Source organism: Cupriavidus sp. 05T41 (assembly GCF_056396525.1).
The window spans coordinates 26,058-46,295 of sequence record NZ_JBFTLQ010000009.1 but is presented as its reverse complement, the minus strand read 5'-3'; the positions used below and the strand labels follow the sequence as shown (position 1 = coordinate 46,295).

General features: G+C 69.4%; 15 protein-coding genes. All 15 read left to right on the top strand.

What is annotated here, in order from left to right:
• The first annotated feature begins 7 nt into the window (after positions 1-7).
• The 15 genes from AC1DKV_RS07560 (at position 8) to AC1DKV_RS07490 (ending at position 20,226) form a co-directional block, all read left to right on the top strand.
• Entirely contained in the window at positions 8-4,747 is a 4,740-nt protein-coding gene (locus tag AC1DKV_RS07560) for an alpha-2-macroglobulin family protein (protein WP_477137582.1), read from the top strand.
• A 31-nt stretch (positions 4,748-4,778) separates the two neighbouring features.
• On the top strand, positions 4,779-6,488 hold the full coding sequence (locus AC1DKV_RS07555) for a DUF2300 domain-containing protein (protein ID WP_477137581.1): 1,710 nt from the start codon (positions 4,779-4,781) through the stop codon (positions 6,486-6,488).
• Positions 6,485-7,309 (top strand): YfaP family protein, encoded by an 825-nt coding sequence (locus tag AC1DKV_RS07550; RefSeq protein WP_441616929.1) that lies wholly within the window; start codon positions 6,485-6,487, stop codon positions 7,307-7,309. Before AC1DKV_RS07555 ends, AC1DKV_RS07550 begins: the two co-directional genes overlap by 4 nt.
• A gap of 65 nt (positions 7,310-7,374) precedes the next feature.
• Positions 7,375-8,220 (top strand): YfaP family protein, encoded by an 846-nt coding sequence (locus AC1DKV_RS07545; RefSeq protein ID WP_477137534.1) that lies wholly within the window; start codon positions 7,375-7,377, stop codon positions 8,218-8,220.
• Positions 8,221-8,326: 106 nt separating this feature from the next.
• Positions 8,327-9,445, top strand: coding sequence for an MGDG synthase family glycosyltransferase (locus AC1DKV_RS07540; protein ID WP_477137580.1), 1,119 nt, complete (start codon positions 8,327-8,329; stop codon positions 9,443-9,445).
• The gene (locus AC1DKV_RS07535) at positions 9,445-9,963 is read left to right on the top strand and encodes a hypothetical protein (RefSeq protein WP_477137533.1); all 519 of its coding nucleotides are present in this window, start codon (positions 9,445-9,447) and stop codon (positions 9,961-9,963) included. The genes AC1DKV_RS07540 and AC1DKV_RS07535 overlap by 1 nt, the downstream gene beginning before the upstream one ends.
• Positions 9,964-10,108: 145 nt before the next feature.
• Positions 10,109-11,227 (top strand): acyltransferase family protein, encoded by a 1,119-nt coding sequence (locus tag AC1DKV_RS07530; protein ID WP_441616925.1) that lies wholly within the window; start codon positions 10,109-10,111, stop codon positions 11,225-11,227.
• 276 nt (positions 11,228-11,503) lie between these two features.
• Positions 11,504-12,742: a GTP cyclohydrolase II gene (locus AC1DKV_RS07525; RefSeq protein WP_477137532.1), complete on the top strand. Its 1,239-nt coding sequence runs from the start codon at positions 11,504-11,506 to the stop codon at positions 12,740-12,742.
• Positions 12,739-14,058, top strand: a complete 1,320-nt coding sequence (locus AC1DKV_RS07520; RefSeq protein WP_441616921.1) for a URC4/urg3 family protein — start codon at positions 12,739-12,741, stop codon at positions 14,056-14,058. The genes AC1DKV_RS07525 and AC1DKV_RS07520 overlap by 4 nt, the downstream gene beginning before the upstream one ends.
• 72 nt (positions 14,059-14,130) lie before the next feature.
• Positions 14,131-14,790: a uracil phosphoribosyltransferase gene (gene upp / locus AC1DKV_RS07515; protein WP_441616919.1), complete on the top strand. Its 660-nt coding sequence runs from the start codon at positions 14,131-14,133 to the stop codon at positions 14,788-14,790.
• Positions 14,790-15,503 (top strand): TetR family transcriptional regulator C-terminal domain-containing protein, encoded by a 714-nt coding sequence (locus tag AC1DKV_RS07510; RefSeq protein ID WP_477137531.1) that lies wholly within the window; start codon positions 14,790-14,792, stop codon positions 15,501-15,503. The genes upp and AC1DKV_RS07510 overlap by 1 nt, the downstream gene beginning before the upstream one ends.
• On the top strand, positions 15,493-16,500 hold the full coding sequence (locus tag AC1DKV_RS07505; RefSeq protein WP_477137530.1) for a BMP family protein: 1,008 nt from the start codon (positions 15,493-15,495) through the stop codon (positions 16,498-16,500). The genes AC1DKV_RS07510 and AC1DKV_RS07505 overlap by 11 nt, the downstream gene beginning before the upstream one ends.
• Before the next feature lie 108 nt (positions 16,501-16,608).
• Positions 16,609-18,183, top strand: a complete 1,575-nt coding sequence (locus tag AC1DKV_RS07500) for an ABC transporter ATP-binding protein (RefSeq protein WP_441616914.1) — start codon at positions 16,609-16,611, stop codon at positions 18,181-18,183.
• Positions 18,173-19,264 carry an ABC transporter permease gene (locus AC1DKV_RS07495; RefSeq protein ID WP_441616912.1) on the top strand — a complete coding sequence of 364 codons (1,092 nt, stop codon included), beginning with the start codon at positions 18,173-18,175 and terminating at the stop codon, positions 19,262-19,264. Before AC1DKV_RS07500 ends, AC1DKV_RS07495 begins: the two co-directional genes overlap by 11 nt.
• Positions 19,264-20,226: an ABC transporter permease gene (locus AC1DKV_RS07490; RefSeq protein WP_477137529.1), complete on the top strand. Its 963-nt coding sequence runs from the start codon at positions 19,264-19,266 to the stop codon at positions 20,224-20,226. Before AC1DKV_RS07495 ends, AC1DKV_RS07490 begins: the two co-directional genes overlap by 1 nt.
• Positions 20,227-20,238: the final 12 nt, after the last annotated feature.

Sequence of the window (20,238 nt, the reverse complement as noted above, 5' to 3'; positions counted from 1 at the left end):
CGTCATGATGCGCGCCMGCGCGCTTCTGCGTTCCGTGACCACCCGCATGCTGCTGGCGCTTGCACTGCTGGCCTGGACCCACGCTGCCGGCGCCKACCAGCGGCCAGGCGCCACGCTCGACACGGTGCCGTCCAGCGGCTACGCCGCGTTCCAGGGCCAGCCCTTCTTCCTGTTGTCGGACGCCAGCTTCGGCAGCGACCAGACCGCGCAGGTGCGCCTCGAAGCGCCGGGGCGCGAGTACAAGAGCGAGCTGCAGCGATACGGCGGCGCGGACATCCTGGTCTACCGGGTGGCCGATCCGGTCGCCTTCCTCAAGGGACAGAAGAACCTGCATCGCATCGACGTCAAGGCCAGCTACCGTGGCGAAGGGCTGGCCAATACGCTGTCCTACCTGTGGGATAGCTGGTACAAGCAGGCGCGCCGCGCCTGGCAGCGCGTGTTGTCGCTCGCCGCACGCAGCAAGGCGGTGGAGGATGCGCCGCAATTCAGCATGGGGGACCAGATTGCCCAGCCCACCCGTTTCGAGAACAACCCGCAGTACGAGCCACTCAAGGGCTACGACCTGGTGGAGCGCTTCCGCTATCCGATCTGGGACGCCAGGGAGATCGCACCGCCCAGGGACGTGAAGCTCGAAGGCAGCAGCAGCGAATTCCTGCCGCGCGACGCCGGCAATGTGATGGTGCCGCTGGGCAAGCTCAGGCCGGGGCTGTATATCGTCGAGGGCATCATCGGCACCTACCGCGCGCACACGCTGCTGTTCGTCTCCGATACCGTGGCCATCACCAAGAGCACTGCCAACGGCATGCTGGCGTGGGCCGCGAACCGCAAGAGCGGGCGGCCGGTAGCGGGCGCCAGCCTGGCCTGGACCGACGGCCTGGGCGTGCTGCAGAGCGCCAGCACCGGCGCCGATGGCGCGGCAGAACTGGCCCACACCAGCCCCGAGCGCAGCTACCTGCTGGGCGTGGACCCGGCCGGCGGCGCCTTTATCTCGGAAAATTTCTACTACGACAGCGAGATCTACAACACCAAGCTGTACGCCTTCACCGACCGGCCGCTGTACCGCCCGGGCGATGAGGTGCGCGTCAAGTTCATCGGCCGCAATTTCCGCAGCGCCACCGAGTCGGCGCCCGCCGCCGCCGGCGACATCAGGCTCGACGTGCTGGATCCCAATGGCGCACCGCTGGCCGCGCTCGGCACCGCGCTGAATGCGGACAACGGCGCCGACGCGCGCTTCACGCTGCCGGCCAACGCGCTGGCGGGCGGCTACACGCTGCGCTTCGACTATGGCGGCAATACCTACGGCGGCGCCTTCCGCGTGGCCGAATACATCAAGCCGCACTTCGACGTGAACCTCGCGCTGGACAAGGCGGACTACGCCACCGGCGAGGCCGTCAAGGGCAAGATCGAGCTGCGCTACCCGGATGGCAAGCCCGTCAAGGACGCCAGGTTGTCCGTCAGCCTGCGCGCGCAGCAGGTCACCATGGTGGAAGGCGAGCTGCAATACGCCGGGCTGTTCCCGCTCAAGCTGGAGCAGCAGGAACTGACCACCGACGGCAGCGGCAACGCCGCACTCGCGCTGCCGGCGGCCAAGGACCCGAGCCGCTACGTGGTCACGGTATTCGCCAACGACGGCGCGGCCTACCGCGTCAAGGTCACGCGCGAACTGTTGATCGCGCGCGGCGCCACGCCCTACAAGCTGACCGCGCCGGCCAATTTCACCAACGCCGGCCAGAGCGTGACCTTCTGGCTGCAGGCGCTGGACGCCACCGCGCAGGCCCCGGCCCGCGCGCCCGCCAGGTGGGAGCTGGTGCGGCTGGAATCGCGCACGCGCACCGAAGGCAGGCTGGATGCGGGCGCCATTGGTGCCGTGTCCTTTCCGGTCAGGTTCGACCAGCCGGGCTCGTACACGCTGTCCGTCAAGGACGGCGCCGGCAACCTGCTGGCCGCGGCCAGCCACTGGGTGGCGGGCGATGGCCTGCAGACCGTGCCCGGCAATATCGAGATCGTGTTCGACCGCGACCGCTACCGCATCGGCGATACCGCCGAAGCGCTGGTGACGTTCCCGCTGGCGGTGGAAGACGCGCTGCTCACGCTGGAGCGCGACCGCGTCGAGCGCCGCGGGCTGCTGTCGAAGGGCGGCGACTGGCTCTCGCTGGAGAAGATCACGGACAAGCAGTGGCGCGCCCGCATCAAGGTCGGCAACGATTTCAGCCCGAACATGACGTTCTCCGTGCTGTACGTGAAGGACGGCGACTACGTGTTCCAGAACGCCGGCATCGCCGTGCTGCAGCCGGCCATCGAGCTGGCGGTGAAGAGCGACAAGGCGGTCTACGCGCCCGGCGACACCGTCACGCTGGACCTGGGCAGCGCCTTCAACGGCAAGCCGGTGCCGGCCAACCTGACGGTCAGCGTGGTCGACGAGATGGTCTACGTGCTGCAGCCCGAGATCGCCCCGAGCATCGTGGACTTCTTCTACCATCCGCGGCGCAACAGCGTGCGTACCACCTCGAGCCTGAACTTCATCGGCTACGACCTGGCCACCTCGGGCCAGCCGGGCGCCGGCGGCCCGGAGCGGGGCCGCTATAACGAGCGCGGGGTGAAGGTGCTGGAGCGCCCGCGCCGCGACGACAAGGACACGGCCGCCTGGGAGGCAAACCTGCGTACCGGCGCGGACGGGCGCGCGCGCATGAGCTTCACCATGCCTGACTCCCTGACCCGCTGGCGCATCACCGTGCGCGCCATGGCCAGCGACGGCATGGTCGGCCAGCGCACCGCCAGCATCCGCTCGGACAAGAGCCTCTACCTCAAGTGGACGGGGMCGCAGCGCTATCGCGCCGAGGACGCGCCGCGCATCGACATGGTCGCTTTCAACCAGGGCGAGCAGGACGTSGCCGCCGACCTGGTGGTGATGGGCGCCGGACTCAATGTCAACCAGAGCGTCACGCTCAAGCGCGGTGCCAACTACGTGCGCCTGCCCGTGGCCCAGGGCGCGCTGCAGAGCGGCGTGGTCAACGCCGAGATCAAGCTCCAGGGCAAGACCGTGGACCGTCTGCAGGCCGCGCTGGCCGTGGAGCCCACCGGCTGGCTGTCGCAGCGCGAGCTGACGCTGCCGCTGGCGGGCGCCAGTGCCGTGCTCAAGCTGCCGGCCGACGCGCAGGACGTGCGCCTGCGTTTCGTCGACAGCGCCGCCAGCCACTTCGCGCGCGTGGCCGACGACCTGCTGGCCTATCCCTACGGCTGCACCGAGCAGACCGCCAGCCGCCTGATTCCGCTGGCGCTGGCGCAACGCAGTCTCGCCGCCAGCGGCGCCAGCACCGGCGGCGACACCCAGGGCCTGGATGCGCTGTTGCGCACCCAGCGCCAGCGCCTGGCGCTGCTGGCCGGCGTCAACGGCCAGTTCGGCTGGTGGGGCGATACCCTGGGCAACAGCGCGCTGCTGACCGCCTACGCGTACTACGCCGACTGGCTGGCCACGCGCGCGGTCGGCATCAGCCTGCCGCCAGATCACTGGAAGCGCACGCTGGAGGCCTACAAGCAGGCCATGAAGGAGCCGCTGCTGCACMGTACGCTGGCGCTGTGGTTCATCAACGAGATGGGCTTGCCRGTGGCGACGCAGCTCAGTGGCGTGGCCGCCGAGCTGGGCCGGCCCGGCAGCGATGCGGGCGCCGCCGTGGCCGCTGGCGACAGCCTGGTATTCGCCGCGCCGGATTCGGCGCAGGGCCGCCGCGTAGCCACCGTGCTCGCMGCGCAGCTCTACAAGCAGATCGGGCAGCCCATGCCGGAGGGGCTGGCGGGCGCGGCCGACGCCGCGCGCCAGGCGCTTGCCGCCGATCCTTCGCCACTGGTGCAGAGTCTGCTGCTGATGTCCGGCAAGGGTGCCGCCGCTTCGGATGTGCAGGCGCTGCTGTCGCGCGCCGGCGCCGCCAGCCCGACCATCGACCGCGCGGTGACGCTGGTCTGGCTCAACAAGGCGCTTGGCGGCGGGCTCGGCCGCGGCCTGCCCGGGGAGGCCGATGCGGGGCAACGCACGCCGCAGGGCAGCTGGAAGGCGGCGCGCGGCCAGCTCGGCCTGCCGGAATGGCGCTGGACCGGCGCCCAGTTGCCGGAATCGCTGACCTTTAGCGCGCCGCCGAACATGGAGGCCGCGGCGCAGTCCTACAACACCAATGCCGTGGTGTCGTACCGCAGCCGCGCGCAGGAAGCGGCGCGCCTGCCGATTGGCATCGAGCGCAAGCTCTATCGCCTGGTCCCCACCAGCGACTCCGCCGCCAAGGCCGACAAGGCGCCCGATCCGGCCGCCGCCGGCACGGCGGGCCTGACCTTCACGGCCAGGGCGGTCAAGCCGGGGGACAAGCTTGACAGCAATACGCTCTATGTCGACGAGATCGTGCTGAGCCCACGCCAGGGCGTCTACCGCTACGGCCTGGTCGAGGCGCCGCTGCCGCCTGGCGGCGAAGTCGAGGGCACCACCTGGGGGCTGCGTATCGAGGGCCTGCCGKACCCGGACAACAAGACCACCGGCCTGCAGCCGTTCCAGCGTGCCGTCACCTACGAAACGGGCATGCTGTCTTACCACCAGCCGGTGGTTGCGCTGGAGCGTCCCGTGGTGCTGCGCCAGCTGGTGCGCTTCTCGCTGCCCGGCAGGTTCAGCCTGCCACCGGTGCGCTACTTCCGCATGTACCAGCCGGATGCCAAGGCCCTGCAGGGCGACGGCAAGAGCGCGGCCTTCCCCTTGACGGTGGAGTGAGGCGGGCATGCGCACCGGCCTGACTCCGGGCATGGCAGCGCGCTGCCTGGGGCGTTGCGCAACCGTGCTCGCCGCCCTGTGCTGGGCGGCGTCCGCGCTGGCGCTTGCGGCGGCGGACGGTGCGCAGCCGCTGCATTTCGCGCGGCTTGCCGGCACCGAGGCCCAGCTGTACCGGCTCGGCGGCGCCACATCGGGTGCCATGCCGGCGCCACTGCCCCCCGGCCTGCAGACGCCGCTGGGCAGCGTGTGGAAGCTCTTCGTCTACAGCTACCTGGTCGGCCGCGACAAGGCGGGCGACGACTACACCTGCCGCGGCGGCGACCCGGAAGAAGTCTATTGCTGCACGGCAGGCCAGAGCATCGACCGCGAGCATGCGCTGGTGCAGTCGTGCGGGCGCTATTTCGAGCCGCTGCGCCTGGGTTTGTCGGGTGCCGACTGGCGCCGCTTCTGGAAGGATGCCGGCGCGCCGGCCTGGCTGCAGGACATGCGGGCGATGCAGCCTGGGCGCGTGGTGCCGGTGGCCGAGCTGCTGGCTGCGCTGCACGCGGTGCCGCCCGCCGCGCGGCAGGCCGCTTCGGCCACGCTCGTCTCCGTGCTGACGGTGGGGCGCGGCGAGGGCACGCTGGCCAGCTACGGCAGCCTGCTGCGCGCCAAGACCTGGACCATGCCGGACCCGGTGCGGCCCGGCGCCTCCATTGGCGGTGCCGCGGGCTGGCTGGCCGACGGCAGCCCGGCGTGGCTCGGCGGGCAGGGTGCCAGCGCCAATGTGCTGCGGCGTGCCGCGCCGCTGTTGCAGCCGCTGCTGGCCACCGTGCCGGTGCCGGACGACGGCGCCTGCGTGCTGGTCGACATGTTCGAGCGCCATGCGCTGCGCGAGCTGCTCGGCGCGGGGCCGGAACGCAAGGCTGTGCCCGATGGCCCGCTCAATGGCACCTTCCGCGCCGAGTTCGCCAACGGCAACAGCCTGCGCGTGGACAGCCGCGGCGAGCTCAGCCTGGTGCGCGCCGCGGGTGCAGCGCCCCGCGTGGTCGGGCGCTTTGGACTCAATGACTACGTGGCGCGCGTGGTGGAGCGCGAGGGCGATACGGCCGAGCCGGAGGCCGCCCGCGCGCTGGCCGTGGCCGTGCGCAGCTACCTGGTTCAGCAGGCCGCGCGCGAGCAAGGCTGCTTCCGTATCKCCGACAGCAGCCGCACGCAGCGCGTGCTGCCGCGCACACCCACCGCCGCGGCGCGGCGCGCGGCCGACCAGACCGACGGGCTGGTGCTGTCCGGCGTGGCCGTACGCTATCACCACGATGCCGGCGGCCCGGGCCGCATGGCGTGGACCGAGGCCAGGCGCGCGGCGGGCCAGGGCCAAGCCTTCGATACCATTCTGGCGCGCTGGTGGCCGCAGGCCACGCTGACMTCGTTCCAGAGCCCGGTCGCCGGCGATTGCCTGGCGATCGCCAATGCGCGGCAATGGCTGGCCCAGCGCGCGCCGCAATGGCAGCGCCGGCTGGGTGCCGAGCCGGGCTATGAAGCGCCGCCGCTGCCGGCGGTCTGCGAGGTCCGCGAAGGCCGGCCCTATGCCGATGCGCGCCGCAACCGGCTCTATATCCACCGGCTTGCCAGCGAGGACGACCGCATCGCGCTGGCACACGAATACCTGCACCTCGCGTTCGCGCGCCATCCGCGCGGGCAGGACGAGCAATTCGTCGAAGGCCTCGCGCGCAAGCTGGTGCGCACGGAAAATCCGTCATGAACCGCACCTTTTTCTCCCCGCACCGCTGGTCACCTGCCGCGCTGGCGCTCGCCTGGGCCGTGGCACCGTTGGCGGGCACGGCCGGGCCGGTCGCCGAGCTCGAAGGCCCGGCCGGCGGCTGGCGCCACAGCGGCCTGTCCAGCGAGCTGGAACGCTACACCGCGGCCTATCCCAAGCCGCCGGTGGACCGCGGCGCGCAGAAATACCGCACGCTGATCGAAGGCCGCCTGCACCGGGCCGGCAAGGAAGGCCGCAAGCCGCCCACGCTGGTGGTCAACGGCAACGCAATGCCGCTCTATGCCGACGAGCAGGGTCGCTTTGCCCGGCCATGGGCGTTCGGGCGCGGCTCCAACAGCGTCGAGATCATTTCCGCCGACGGCGCCTCGCGCCAGCGCCTGCAGTTCTACGAGGCCGACGCCACCAAGGTCCAGGCCAGGCTGCGCGCCGTGCTGACCTGGGACGATCCCAAGGCCGAGGTCGACCTGCATGTGATCTCGCCGGACGGCGGTCATGCCTTCTGGGCCAGCCCGCTGCTGCCCGCGGGCGGGGGCCTCGACGTGGACAGCGTGGACGGAGCCGGCCCCGAGATCTTCTCCAGCGCCGCGCCGCGCCCGGGCGTGTGGCTTTTCTACGTGAACTATTGGGGCAATTTCGACGCCGCCGGCTACAACTTCCAGGCTGGCGCAAACGCGCGCGACCTGATCACCGCCAGGCTCACGCTGATCTACAACGAGAACACGCTCAACGAGAAGCGCGAGACCCTGGTGGTGCCGCTGCGCAAGCTGGGCGAACTGACGCTGATGAAATCGGTGCGCTTCTGACCGGCGTCCTCCAAGGGCGAAAGCCAGGAAGCAGATAATGCCCGCCAGGGGCAGGGAATGTGGATATGCATCGCAAGCCGAATTTCGCTTTAGCCAGACTGATCCTGCCGGCCTTGCTGCTGGCGGGCGCCGCGCATGCCGACGATGCCATCGAGTTCACCACGCCACGCAACGGATGGCGCAATTCGGCGGGTGACACTGCCAATTACACGCAGGAGGTCCACTATCCCGCCGTGTCGGTGTCCACGCCGGCGGGCCAGGCCGCCAGCGCCATGATCGCGGGGCGTATCCGTTCGGCGCCGAAAGCGCAGCCTGGCGGCGGTGCCGAGGGCGCCGCGCCCGCTGCGCGCGGACGTGGCCGGCGCGGCGACGGCTYGGTCGCCACGCTGGTGATCAAYGGTGTCGCCATGCCGCAGCGGGTGGAGGAGGACGGCCGCTTCTCGCGGCCATATGCGTTTTCCGCAGGCAGCAACAGCGTGGAGATGCGCAGCGCGCAGGGCGCCAGCAAGCGCGTGCAGTTCTACGACGGCTACCAGGGCCGGACCCGGCCGCGCTTGCGCGTGGTGCTGTCCTGGGATAGCGATGCCACCGACCTGGACCTCCATGTGGTTGCGCCGGACGGCCAGCACACCTTCTACGCAAATCGCGTCGCCGGCAACGGCGGGGCGCTCGACGTCGACGTGACCACCGGCTATGGTCCCGAGATCTATTCGATCGCCGCGCCGCCGCCCGGCACCTATCTCGTCTACGTGAACTACTACGGCAGCGGTGCGGGGCCCGAAGCCATCACCGTGGCCCAGGTGGCGGTGATCACCGACGAGAACACGCCCAGCGAAAAGCAGCAGGTATTCCGCGTGCCGATGCGCAAGCCCGGCGAGCTGACCCTGATCAAGTCATTTGTCATGAAGTGACCCGAGGAGCCATGTGACCGATCTGACCGAGCTGACCGATCTGACCGACGCGACCAGGCCGCAGAAGAAAATCCTGTTCCTCAGCGTTTCCGCCGGCGCCGGGCACATGCGTGCCGCCGAGGCCCTGAGGCTGACGGCGCAGGCCGAATTCCCCGAGGTGCGGACCCTGCATCTCGATGTGATGGCGTACGTGCCCGCCACCTTCCGCAAGCTCTACACGGACCTCTACATCAAGCTGGTCAACAGCTATCCGGCCTTGTGGGGCATGCTGTACCAGCATACCTCGGAGGCCGATCCCGCCGCGCCCATGCAGAAACTGCGGCGGGCCGCGGAGCGCCTCAGCACGCGCGCGCTGCGCCGGGCGATCKACGAATTCGCGCCGGACGCCATCGTCTGCACGCACTTCCTGCCGGCCGAGATCCTGATGCATGAAGTGCGCCGCCAGCGACTGGCCGTGCCGGTGTGGRTGCWGGTGACCGATTTCGACCTGCATKGCATGTGGGTGATTCCCCATATGACGGGCTACTTCGCCGCCAGCGAGGAAATCGCCTTTCGCATGCGGGCCAGCCGCATCGAGGCGGGGCGCATCCATACCACCGGTATCCCGGTGGTGCCGGCCTTCACCCAGCCGCAGGACCGGCACGCTTGCGCCGCGCATTTTGGCCTGGACCCGGCGCGGCGCACCATCATGCTGATGGGGGGCGGCGCCGGCCTCGGCGGCCTGGACGAAGCCGCCGACGCGCTGATGCGGCTGGGCGACGATTTCCAGTTGATCGTGCTGGCCGGGCGCAACGAGGCCGCATTGAATCGCCTCAGGACGCTGGCGGGCGCGCATCCCGGCCGGCTGTTTCCATTCGGATTCACCAATGAGGTGGAACGGCTGATGGCCTGCTCTGACCTCGTCATCACCAAGCCCGGCGGGCTGACCACCTCCGAATGCCTGGCCATGGGCGTGCCGATGGTCGTCAATGCGCCGATCCCGGGACAGGAGGAGCGCAACGCGGACTATCTGCTGGAGCAGGGCGCTGCGCTCAAGGCCGTGGACCTGGTCTCGCTCGAATACCGTGTGCGCCTGCTGCTGGCCGAACCGGCCCGGCTGGACGCGATGCGGGAGCGGGCTCGCTCGCTGGGCCAGCCTGCGGCGGCCCGGCGCGTGCTGCAGACCGTGCTGGCGCAATTGCCTGGCCGGCAAGACCGCGCGCCGCTGCCGGCGGAGGCAGGCTGATGCGCTMCCTGAACCTGTCTGGCCCGCAGCGGCATGCGCAGGCATTTCCGTCGCGGCACCCGCTGGTGCTGCTGCTGATCATCGGCTGGACCTTGCTGCTGGCGTACTTCTTTGCCAATGTCGAGATCCAGATCGAAGGCGCTGCCGGCTGGGCCGCCAACCTGCCCACCTGGCGCATCGAGCATCACTGGCTGCTGGATATCTTCTGGGGCGGTCGCCCGATGACCGGCTATCACGCCTGGGTATTTCCCTGCGTGGCCCTGTTCTTCCATTTCCCGCTGCTGTTTGCCGGTCGCTGGAACTGGCGGGCGGAAGCCCGTGTGATCGCCTGCATCATGGTGTTCTGGATCACCGAGGATTTTCTCTGGTTCGTGCTCAATCCGGCGTATGGCGTGGCGCGCTTCGCGCCAGAATTCGTGCCCTGGCATATCCACTGGCTGGCCGGCGCGCCGACGGATTACTGGGTGTCGCTACTGGCGRCGGCCTTGCTTTTCTGGGTCTCGGGCCGGCGCGCCTGAGAGAAAATGTGTTCTTAACGACATATTACATGCGTAAATAGCCGAATAAGTGCCGTATTGATAACTATCTGGCGCCGCCGCGGATCGCCTTGGCCGCATAGGAGTAGAATCACGCTCTTGTGTACTTTGTAGCATTCTTATAACAATGAGCCCCCGTCCTTCGCGCATGGCGTGCGTTGACGCACTCAAGGCGATCAGCTCGCAACTGATCGTGCTGCACCATCTTGCCTTCTACGGCCCGATGTCCGACGTGGCCCACGTGCTGGCGCCCGATCTGCTCGACTGGTTCTCCCAATACGCGCGCATTGCCGTACAGGCCTTCCTTGTCATCAGCGGATTCCTCGCGGCGCGCAGCCTGGCGCCCGGCGGTCATCTGATGGTGCCGCATCCCTTGCTTGCGATCTGGCGGCGCTACCAGAAACTGGTGGTGCCTTATACCGCGGCCATCCTCATCGCCATTGCCGGTGCAGCCATCGCGCGCACCTGGATGCATCACGATTCGATTCCCGGCGCGCCGGGCCTGCACCAGTTCCTGGCGCATGTGCTGCTGCTGCATAACGTGCTGGATTTCGATGCGCTATCGGCCGGCGTCTGGTACGTCGCCATCGACCTGCAGCTGTTTGCCTTGCTGATCGCGGCGCTGTGGCTGGCGCGCCGGTGCGCAAGGTGGTTCGACGTGGAGGGCGCCGTGTTCGGCATGCCACTGGTGGCGGGGCTGGCGCTGGCGTCGCTGTTCTGGTTCAACCGTGATGCCGCGTGGGATGTGTGGGCGATCTATTTCTTCGGCGCCTATGGCATGGGTACGCTGGCGTTCTGGGCGTCCGAGCCGGAGCGTTCGCCGGTGGCGCTGATGGTGCTGGGCGCGGCGGTGCTGGCCGCGCTGATCGTGGACTTCCGCCTGCGTATCGCAGTGGCCCTTGCGGTGGCCTTGCTGCTGGGCATGGCGCGTCGTGGCGGCTGGCTGGAGCACTGGCCGCGCGCCAATGTGCTGGCGTTCTTCGGCCGCATTTCCTACTCGGTTTTCCTGGTGCACTTCCCGGTGTGCCTGGTAGTCAACGCCGTGGTATCCCATCTTGCGCCGCACCAGCCCGTGCTCAATGCACTTGGCATGGTTGCCGCGTGGGTGCTGAGCAACGCGGCCGGCGCGCTGTTCTACCGTTATGTGGAGAGCGGGACGCCGCTGCGGGCCCTGCGCCAGGCGGTGTGGCCGGCCCGCGCCGAAGCGCCGCGGCGCCAGCCTGCCGGGCGGCAGCAGTCGACCTGAGCGGCCCGCCGGTTTTCCGGCGCATCGCAAGCAGACGCATGCCAACTGCGGCGCCAGGCCTGAACAGCCTGGCGCCGCTTTCACTTGGTGCCTGTGCACCGCGATCCGGCAGCGTGCGGGCATGCCACCGCACGGCTGCGGTGCGCCTGGTCAAGGTGCGGCATTGTTGGCCGCGCAACACAGGGTAAAAACKAGCATTGGGATATGGCATGAAGGTTGCCTACTATGAAACTGTAAACCTGACCGTTTGGTCAGGATTCCTGTTCCGAGGCTGCCATGTCCGATCATATCGTCCTGACCTCGCACGCACGCCGCGACAAGCCGGCGGAGCCCATTCACTGGGGGGCCGCCAGCGCCGCGGAGCGCGGTCCCGTGATCGCCAGCCTGACCAATCCCGACCAGCGCAACGTGATCGGCACCCACTCGGGCGCCTATGCGGTGTATCGCGCACTGGCGGTCGCCTCGGGCCGGCTGCAGCGCGATCACCGGGCTGACCTGACCGATACCGCGCCGGCCGAACCCATCGGCCCGCATCCACAGTGGGCCGACCCGGACAAGATCGTTTCCATGGATCCCTGGGGCCACCTGGTCTCCACCGCCTTTGCAGACCGGATCGCGGCGGGCATCGATATCCGGCCCTCGATTGCCGTTACCCGCGCCCATATCAATATGCCCGAACTGGCGGGCGCCATCGCGGCAGGGCGCCTGGTGCCGGACGGCCGGATCCTCCACGCCAACGGCGACGTGCGCGTGACCAAGGCCGCGATCGACCCGGTCTGGTACCTGCCGGGCCTGGCGCGGCGCTTCGATATCAAGGAAAGCGCGCTGCGCCGTGCCTTGTTCGAGCAGACCAGCGGCATGTTCCCCGAACTGGTGACGMGGGCGGACCTCAAGGTGTTCCTGCCGCCCATCGGCGGCATGACGTTGTACTTCTTCGGCGATGTCAGCCAGCTCGGCAAGCCCGAGACCAAGGTGGCCTGCCGTGTGCACGACGAATGCAACGGCTCCGACGTGTTCGGCTCCGATATCTGCACTTGCCGGCCCTATCTGGCGCATGGCATCGAGGTGTGCATCGAGATGGCGCAACAGGGCGGAGTGGGCCTGGTGGTCTACAACCGCAAGGAAGGCCGCGMGCTGGGCGAAGTCACCAAGTTCCTGGTCTACAACGCTCGCAAGCGCCAGGTCGGCGGCGACCGCGCCGAGACCTATTTMGCGCGCACGGAATGCGTGGCCGGCGTGCAGGACATGCGTTTCCAGGAACTCATGCCCGACGTTTTCCACTGGCTCGGCATCAAGCGCATCGACCGCTGGGCCTCGATGAGCAATATGAAGCACGGGGCGCTGACCGCCCAGGGTATCGAGGTGGTCGAGCAGGTGGCGATCCCCGATGCGCTGATTCCGGCCGACGCCCGCGTGGAAATCGACGCCAAGGTAGCGGCTGGCTACTTCACGAGCTATACCCCGCCGGATGCGGAAGAACTTGCACTGGCAAAGGGTAGAGGACTGAACGAATGAACCAGACACCTGAAGCGGGCGTGCCGGGCGGCCCGTCCGATGCCTTCACCCAACCCGCCAGCGACGGCGGCGGCTGGGCCAGCCCGGTGCCCGCCGGGCATCCGGCCGCGGCGCTGCTGACCGGGCAGGCGGTGCGCGCGCACTGCGCCACCGTCACCGAGCACGTGGCGGCGGGCGCCTCCGAACTGTTTACCTGGCACCCGGACCGCATCGCCGCGGTGGCGGACTACGTGGCGGCCACTATCCGCCAGCGCTATCCGGACCTGAACGTGCCTTATCACAGCCGCTGGCGCCATTTCGAGAGCGGCGCGGGCGAGAAACTGGACCGCTGGCAGATCCTGTGCGAGCGCGGCGGGCTGTCCGGCGAGGCCGATCGCGAGGAGCGCGCCCGCATCGGCATCGACCTGGTGATCCCGAGCGTGCTGCTGGATGCGGGCGCGGGCCCGGACTGGCGCTATCGCGACCCGGCCAGCGATCTCTCGCTGACCCGCTCGGAAGGCCTGGGCGTGGCGAGCTTCGACCTGTTCGCGCGCGGCGGATTCTCCGCCCAACCCGGCCAGCCGTTGCGCGCCGATGCCGAACGCCTGATGCGTATCGACGCCTCTTCCATCGCYACCGCGTTCCAGGTGGCGCAGCACAATCCGCTGGTCGGCCTGGAAGGCCGGGCCGGGCTGCTGCGCCGGCTCGGCGAGGTGGCGCAGGCCACGCCGGCCGTGTTCGGCACGCCGGCGCGACTTGGCAACCTGTACGACTACCTCAAGGCGAGTGCCGTCGACGGTCACATCGAGGCCGGCTTCGTGCTGAGCACGCTGCTGGTGGCGCTGGGTCCGGTATGGCCGGGGCGCGTCATGCTGGAGGGCGTCTCGCTGGGCGACTGCTGGCATCACCCGGCCTGCGCCGACGGCCTGGTGCCGTTCCACAAGCTCACGCAGTGGCTGACGTACTCGTTGCTCGAACCGCTGGAGGACGCCGGGCTGACCGTCACCGGGCTGGAAGCGCTCACCGGCCTGCCCGAATACCGCAACGGCGGCCTGCTGTTCGATTTCGAGCTGATGGTGCCGCGCGACCCGGCCTTCGCCTCGGTGACGCACACGGTGGACGAGCCGGTCATCGTGGAATGGCGCGCGCTCACGGTCACCGGCCTGGACCTGGTGGCCGCCTCGGTGCGCGAGGCGCTCGGGCTGTCAGCCGCCGATTTTCCGCTGGCGCGCGTGCTCGAAGGCGGCACCTGGGCGGCGGGGCGCCGCATTGCCGCCAAGCGCAGGCCCGGCGGCCCGCCGCCTTTCGCCATCGACAGCGACGGCACGGTGTTCTAGCCTGCGCGCCGCGCGCCCTCCAGGGGGCGCGCGGCGGTACCCCTTTGCGATTCGCCTCCCGAGGAGCGCAACATGACCGATCTTTCCGCTGTACCGCCTGTCACGCCATCGGTGATGGTGGTGGACCATCCGCTTGTGCAGCACAAGGTCACGCTGGTCCGCAGCGAAGACACCACCACGGACAATTTCCGCCGGCTGGTCCGCGAGATCAGCCAGTTGCTGACCTACGAAGCCACGCGCGACCTGGCGATGGAGACCATCGCCATCAAGACCCCGATCGCGCCGATGGAGTCGCCGGTGCTGTCGGGCAAGAAGCTGTGCCTGGTGTCCATCCTGCGGGCCGGCAACGGTTTCCTTGACGGCATGCTGGACCTGCTKCCGGCCGCGCGCGTGGGCCATATCGGCCTGTACCGCGATCCGGAGACGCTGGAGCCGATCGAGTACTACTTCAAGATGCCGGAGGATATCCGCGAGCGGCTGGTGATCGTGGTSGACCCGATGCTGGCCACCGGCAAYTCSGCCATCGCSGCGCTSAACCGKCTCAAGGAGGCSGGCGTGAGCACGCTCAAGTACGTGTGCCTGATYGCCTCGCGCCCGGGTTTGCGCGCGTTGCAGGCGGCGCATCCCGACGTGGCCATCGTCACGGCGGCGATCGACGAGGAGCTCAACGAGCACGGCTACATCGTTCCCGGCCTGGGCGACGCCGGCGACAGGCTCTACGGCACGCGCTGATGGGCGCGCCGGCCACGGCGCCGCCGCCATGCTTCCCGCCACAGCAGGAAGCGGCGGGCGGGCGCATTCGCCAGGAGAACGAGGCGCTGATCCTGCGCGCCGCCGAATACGTGTTTGCGCGTGCCGGCTTTGCCGGCGCCACCATGGCCGAGATTGCCACGCAGGCCGGCGTGCCGAAGTCCAACCTCCACTACTACTTCCGCACCAAGCAGGCCCTGTACCGCGCGGTGCTGGCGCATACGCTGGCGCTGTGGCTTTCGGAAACCGACATCATCGCCGCCGGGCAGCGCCMGCAGGTGGCGCTGGAGCAGTACATCCGCGCCAAGATGCGGCTGTCCGCCAGCCACCCCGATGCCTCGCGCGTGTTTGCCAATGAGCTGCTGCATKGCGCGCCGGAGATCCGTGACGTGCTCAGCGGCGCGCTGCGCGCGCTGGTGACGCGCAAGGCKAGCGTGATCAAGGAATKGATCGCGCGCGGCGAAATGGCCAGCGTGGACMCTTGGCACCTGTTCTTCACGATCTGGGCCGCGACCCAGACCTATGCCGATTTTGAGTCGCAGGTATGCGCCGTGCTCGKGGTGAGCCACCTGGGCCAGCGCGATTTCGAACAGGCCACCGACCACCTGGTGCGGCTGCTGCTGCGCGGTTGCGGGCTGGAACCGGCCGGCCTGGCCATGAAGTTGTCAACAAGGGGAGAAAGCCATGAGGTTTGAGGGCAAGCGCAGGACCTGGTTGAAGTTCGCGGCGGCCATGGCCGGCGCAGGCACGCTCGCCGGCATGCAGCCAGCCATGGCGCAGGCCAAGGTGAAAGTCGCGGCGGTCTACACCGTGCCTGTGGAGCAGCAGTGGGTGTCGCGCATCCACAAGGCGCTCAACGAGGCCAAGGCGCGCGGCGAGATCGACTACGTGTTCTCGGARAGCGTSTCSAAYGCCGACTAYGARCGCGTGCTGCGCCAGTAYGCSGAGCAGGGCTCGGCGCTGATCCTGGGCGAGTCGTTCGCCGTGGAAGCGGCGGCGCGCAAGGTGGCCAAGKACTACCCKAAGATCGCCTTCCTGATGGGTTCCTCCGGCAAGCCGCAGGCGCCCAATTTCTCGGTGTTCGACAACTATATCCAGGAGCCTTCCTACCTCACCGGCATGATCGCGGGCGGCATGACCAAGACCAACCATATCGGCATGGTCGGCGGCTACGCCATCCCCGAAGTGAACCGGCTGATGCATGCCTTCATGGAAGGCGCGCGCGAGGTCAATCCCAAGGTGAAGTTCACGGTCAGCTTCATCGGTTCGTGGTTCGACCCGCCCAAGGCCAAGGAAGCCGCCTTCGCCATGATCGACAAGGGCGCGGACGTGCTCTACGCCGAACGCTTCGGCGTCTCGGACGCCGCCAAGGAAAAAGGCAAGCTGGCCATCGGCAACGTCATCAACACCCAGCCGCARTAYCMKGCCACSGTGGTGGCYTCGGCGCTGTGGAACATGGAGCCSACGRTKGGCGCSGCGCTSGCMAAGGTCAAGKCCGGCCAGTTCAAGAACGAGGACTACGGCCMKTACTCCCTGATGAAGTTCAAGGGCGCCGAGCTGGCGCCGCTGGGCACCTTCGAGGGCAAGGTGCCGGGCGACGTGATKGGCAAGGTCAAGGCCAGGGAGAAGGCGATTCTCGACGGCAAGTTCGCGGTCAAGGTGGTCGAGACGGAGCCGAAGTCGTCGCAGTGAGGGCGCTTTCAATGGGCTGCCCTTGCCTGCTTCCCTCTCCGGCCGGGTGGGAGAGGGGAGCGGGCCGTCCCTGCTTTCAATGCCCGACCTGATATTCATCCATCGCCCATGACCACCCCCATCCTGCGCCTGAGCGGCATCACCAAGCGCTTCGGCACGCTGCTGGCCAACGACGATATCTCGCTCGATCTGCAGCGTGGCGAGGTGCTGGCCCTGCTGGGGGAGAACGGCGCTGGCAAGAGCACGCTGGTCAGCATCCTGTTCGGGCACTACGTGGCCGATGCGGGCACGGTCGAGGTCGATGGCCAGCGCCTGCCGCCCGGCCAGCCGCGCGCCGCGCTGGCGGCGGGCATCGGCATGGTGCACCAGCATTTCACGCTGGCCGACAACCTTTCGGTGCTGGACAACATCCTGCTCGGCACGCAGCCGCTGTGGCACTGGCGGCTGGAGCGRCGCGCCGCGCGCGAGAAGGTGCTGACGCTGGCGCAGCGTTTCGGCCTGGGCGTGCGGCCGGGCGCGCGCGTGGGCGAGCTGTCGGTGGGCGAGCGTCAGCGCGTGGAGATCGTCAAGGCGCTGTACCGCGGCGCGCGCGTGCTGATCCTGGACGAGCCCACCGCGGTACTGACGCCGCACGAGGCCGAGACGCTGTTCGCCACGCTGGCGCAATTGATCGCGGAGGGCTTGTCGGTGATCTTCATCAGCCACAAGCTCGACGAAGTGCTGCGCGTCTCGGACCGCATCGCCGTACTGCGCGGCGGGCGGCTGGTGGCGCAGCGCGCCGCCGCGCAAACCAGCAAGGCCGAACTGGCCGAGCTGATGGTGGGCCGCGTGGTGTCCATGCCGGAGCGGGTGCCACTGGAAGGCGGCGCGGACGAAGCMGACGTGGTGCTGGCGTTGCGGCAGGCCGGCGCGCGCGCGGCGGACGGGCGCGCACTGCTCAGCCAGCTCAGCCTCCAGGTGCGCGCAGGGGAGATCGTCGGCATCGCGGGCGTGTCCGGCAACGGGCAGGCCGCACTGGCCGAGCTGCTMAGCGGTACMCTCGCCGCATCGGAAGGTGGCGTCACCCTGGCCGGCAAGCCCATGCCGGCGCGGCCCGCTGCGTGGATCGGCGCGGGGGTGGCGCGCGTGCCGGAGGACCGGCATGCGGTTGGCGTCGTCGGCGATCTGGCGGTATGGGAGAACGCAGCCAGCGAACAGCTTGGCCAGCCGCATTTTTCACGGGCCGGCGTGATCCGCCGCGCKGCGGCGCAACGCTTCGCGCGCGAGCTGGTGGCCCGTTTCGACGTGCGCACGGCCGGCATCGACGTGCCGGCGCGCACCATGTCCGGCGGCAATATGCAGAAGCTGATCCTGGGCCGTGCGCTCTCGGTGCGCGGGGAGGGCAAGGCGCCGCTGCTGGTGGTGGCCAGCCAGCCCACCTGGGGGCTCGACATCGGCGCGGTGGCCTATGTGCGCGCCCGCCTGCTCGACGCGGCGCGCGAAGGCGCGGCCGTGCTGCTGATCTCGGAGGACCTCGACGAACTCCACGCGCTCGCKGACCGCATCGCGGTGATGCATGCCGGGCGCCTCACGCCGGCCCGCCCGACGGCTGCCTGGACGCTGGGCGAGCTCGGCCTGGCGATGGCCGGCGCGGGCGATGCCGCTGGCGCGGGCGCGCATGGGGAGACGCTGCATGCGGCTTGAACCCCGGACCGGCGTCTCGCGTGTCGCCATGCTGGCCGCGCCCGTGATCGCCATCGCCGCCACCTTGCTGATCTGCGCCGTGCTGGTGCGCTGGGCCGGCGCACCGGTGGGGCGCGCCTATGCGCTGTTGCTCGAGGGTGGCTTCGGCTCGCGCTTCGCGTGGTCGGAAACGCTGACGCGCGCCACGCCCCTGATCCTCACGGGGCTGTCGGTAGCGGTGGCGTTTCGCGCCCGCCTGTTCAACATCGGCGCGGAAGGGCAGCTCTATCTCGGCGCGCTGGCGGCGGTGGCGGTGGGCGGGCAGGTCGACGGCGCGGCCGCGCCGTGGGCCCAGCAGCTTCCGGCCGGCGTGCACTTCGCGCTGATGGTGGGGGCGGGCATGCTGGCGGGCGCCTTGCTCCTGCTCGGCGCCGCGTGGCTCAAGACGCGGCTCGGCGTGGACGAGGTGGTGACCACCTTGCTGGGCAACTTCATCGTGCTGCTGCTTGTGTCGATGATGCTGGACGGGCCGATGAAGGACGCCATGGCGATGGGCTGGCCCCAATCCGTGCCGCTGGTGCCGGAGCTGGAACTGTCGAAGCTGATGGAGCGCACGCGCGTGCACAGCGGCTTGCTGCTGGCGTGCGCGCTGGCGGTGATCCTGTGGGCGGTCAACCGCTTCACGGTGTTTGGCATGCAGATGCGCGCGGTGGGSGCCAACGCGCGCGCCGCGGCCTTCGTCGGGGTGCCGGTGCGGCGCGTGACGATGTGGACGGCGCTGCTGTCGGGCGCGCTGGCAGGGCTGGCGGGCGTGATCGAGGTGGCGGGCCGCACCAGCTATCTCACGCTCGATATCTCGCCTGGCTACGGCTACGCGGGCGTGGTGATCGCCATGCTGGCCGCGCTGCATCCGCTCGGCGTGGTGGCGGCCTCGGTCTTCGTGGCCGGCGTGCTGGTCGGAGCCGACGGCATGAGCCGCGCCGTGGGCGTGCCCAACGCGATTGCCGACGTGATCGTGGCGGTGGCCCTGCTGGCCATGCTGGTGGCGACCATGCTMACCCGTTACCGCATCCGCTTCGACGCCGTGCGCAAGGTGGCCTGATGGAACTGCTCGATATCCTGGCTGCCGCGCCATTCTGGATCGCGGTGCTGCGCGTGGCCACGCCGCTCATCTTCGGCACGCTCGGCGTGCTGCTGTGCGAGCGCGCCGGCGTGCTCAACCTCGGCATCGAGGGGATCATGGTGGCGGGCGCCTTCGGCGGCTGGCTGGCCGTCTACCACGGCATGCCGCTGTGGGGCGGGGTGGCTGCCGCGGCGGGCGTGGGGCTGGTGTTCGGCCTGCTGCACGGCTGGCTCACGGTGAGCCTGGCGCTGTCGCAGCACGTGGCCGGGCTCGGCGTGACGATGCTGGCCACCAGCCTGTCCTACTACGCCTACCGGCTCGGCTTTGCCTCGGTGTCCACGCCGCCGACCATCACGCCCTTCGGGCCGATGCGCTGGATGGCGGAGGTGCCGTTGCTGGGCGGGTTGCTCGGCCCGGTGCTCGGCGAGGAAACGGCGCTGACCTTGCTGGCGCTGGCGCTGGTGCCGCTGGTGGCCTGGCTGCTCTATCGCACGCCGCTCGGGCTGGCGGTGCGCATGGTGGGCGAGAATCCCGCCGCGGCCGAAGGGCAGGGCATCCGCGTGGGCGCCATGCGCATCGGCGCGGTGATGGCCGGCTCGGCGCTGATGGCGGTGGGCGGTGCTTTCMTCACGCTGTCGGCCTTCAATGCGTTCTTCTTCAATATGATCAACGGCCGCGGCTGGATCTGCGTGGCGCTGGTGGTGTTCGCCTCGTGGCGTCCCGGCCGGGCGCTGGCGGGCGCCTTGCTGTTCGCGGCATTCGATGCGTTGCAGCTGCGCCTGCAGCAAAGCGGTGCCAGCCTGCCCGGGCTGCCGCCGCTGCCCTACCAGCTCTACCTGATGCTGCCCTATGTACTGTCGATTCTCGCGCTGGTGCTGGTGGCGCGGCGCGCCACCTATCCGCAGGCGCTGATGAAGCCCTATCGCAAGGGCGAACGCTGATCCACACGGAAA

Coding starts and splice junctions, on each gene's coding strand:
- AC1DKV_RS07550 (WP_441616929.1), top strand. CDS start 6,485: ATGAACCGCACCTTTTTCTCCCCGCACCGCTGGTCACCTGCCGCGCTG.
- AC1DKV_RS07530 (WP_441616925.1), top strand. CDS start 10,109: ATGAGCCCCCGTCCTTCGCGCATGGCGTGCGTTGACGCACTCAAGGCG.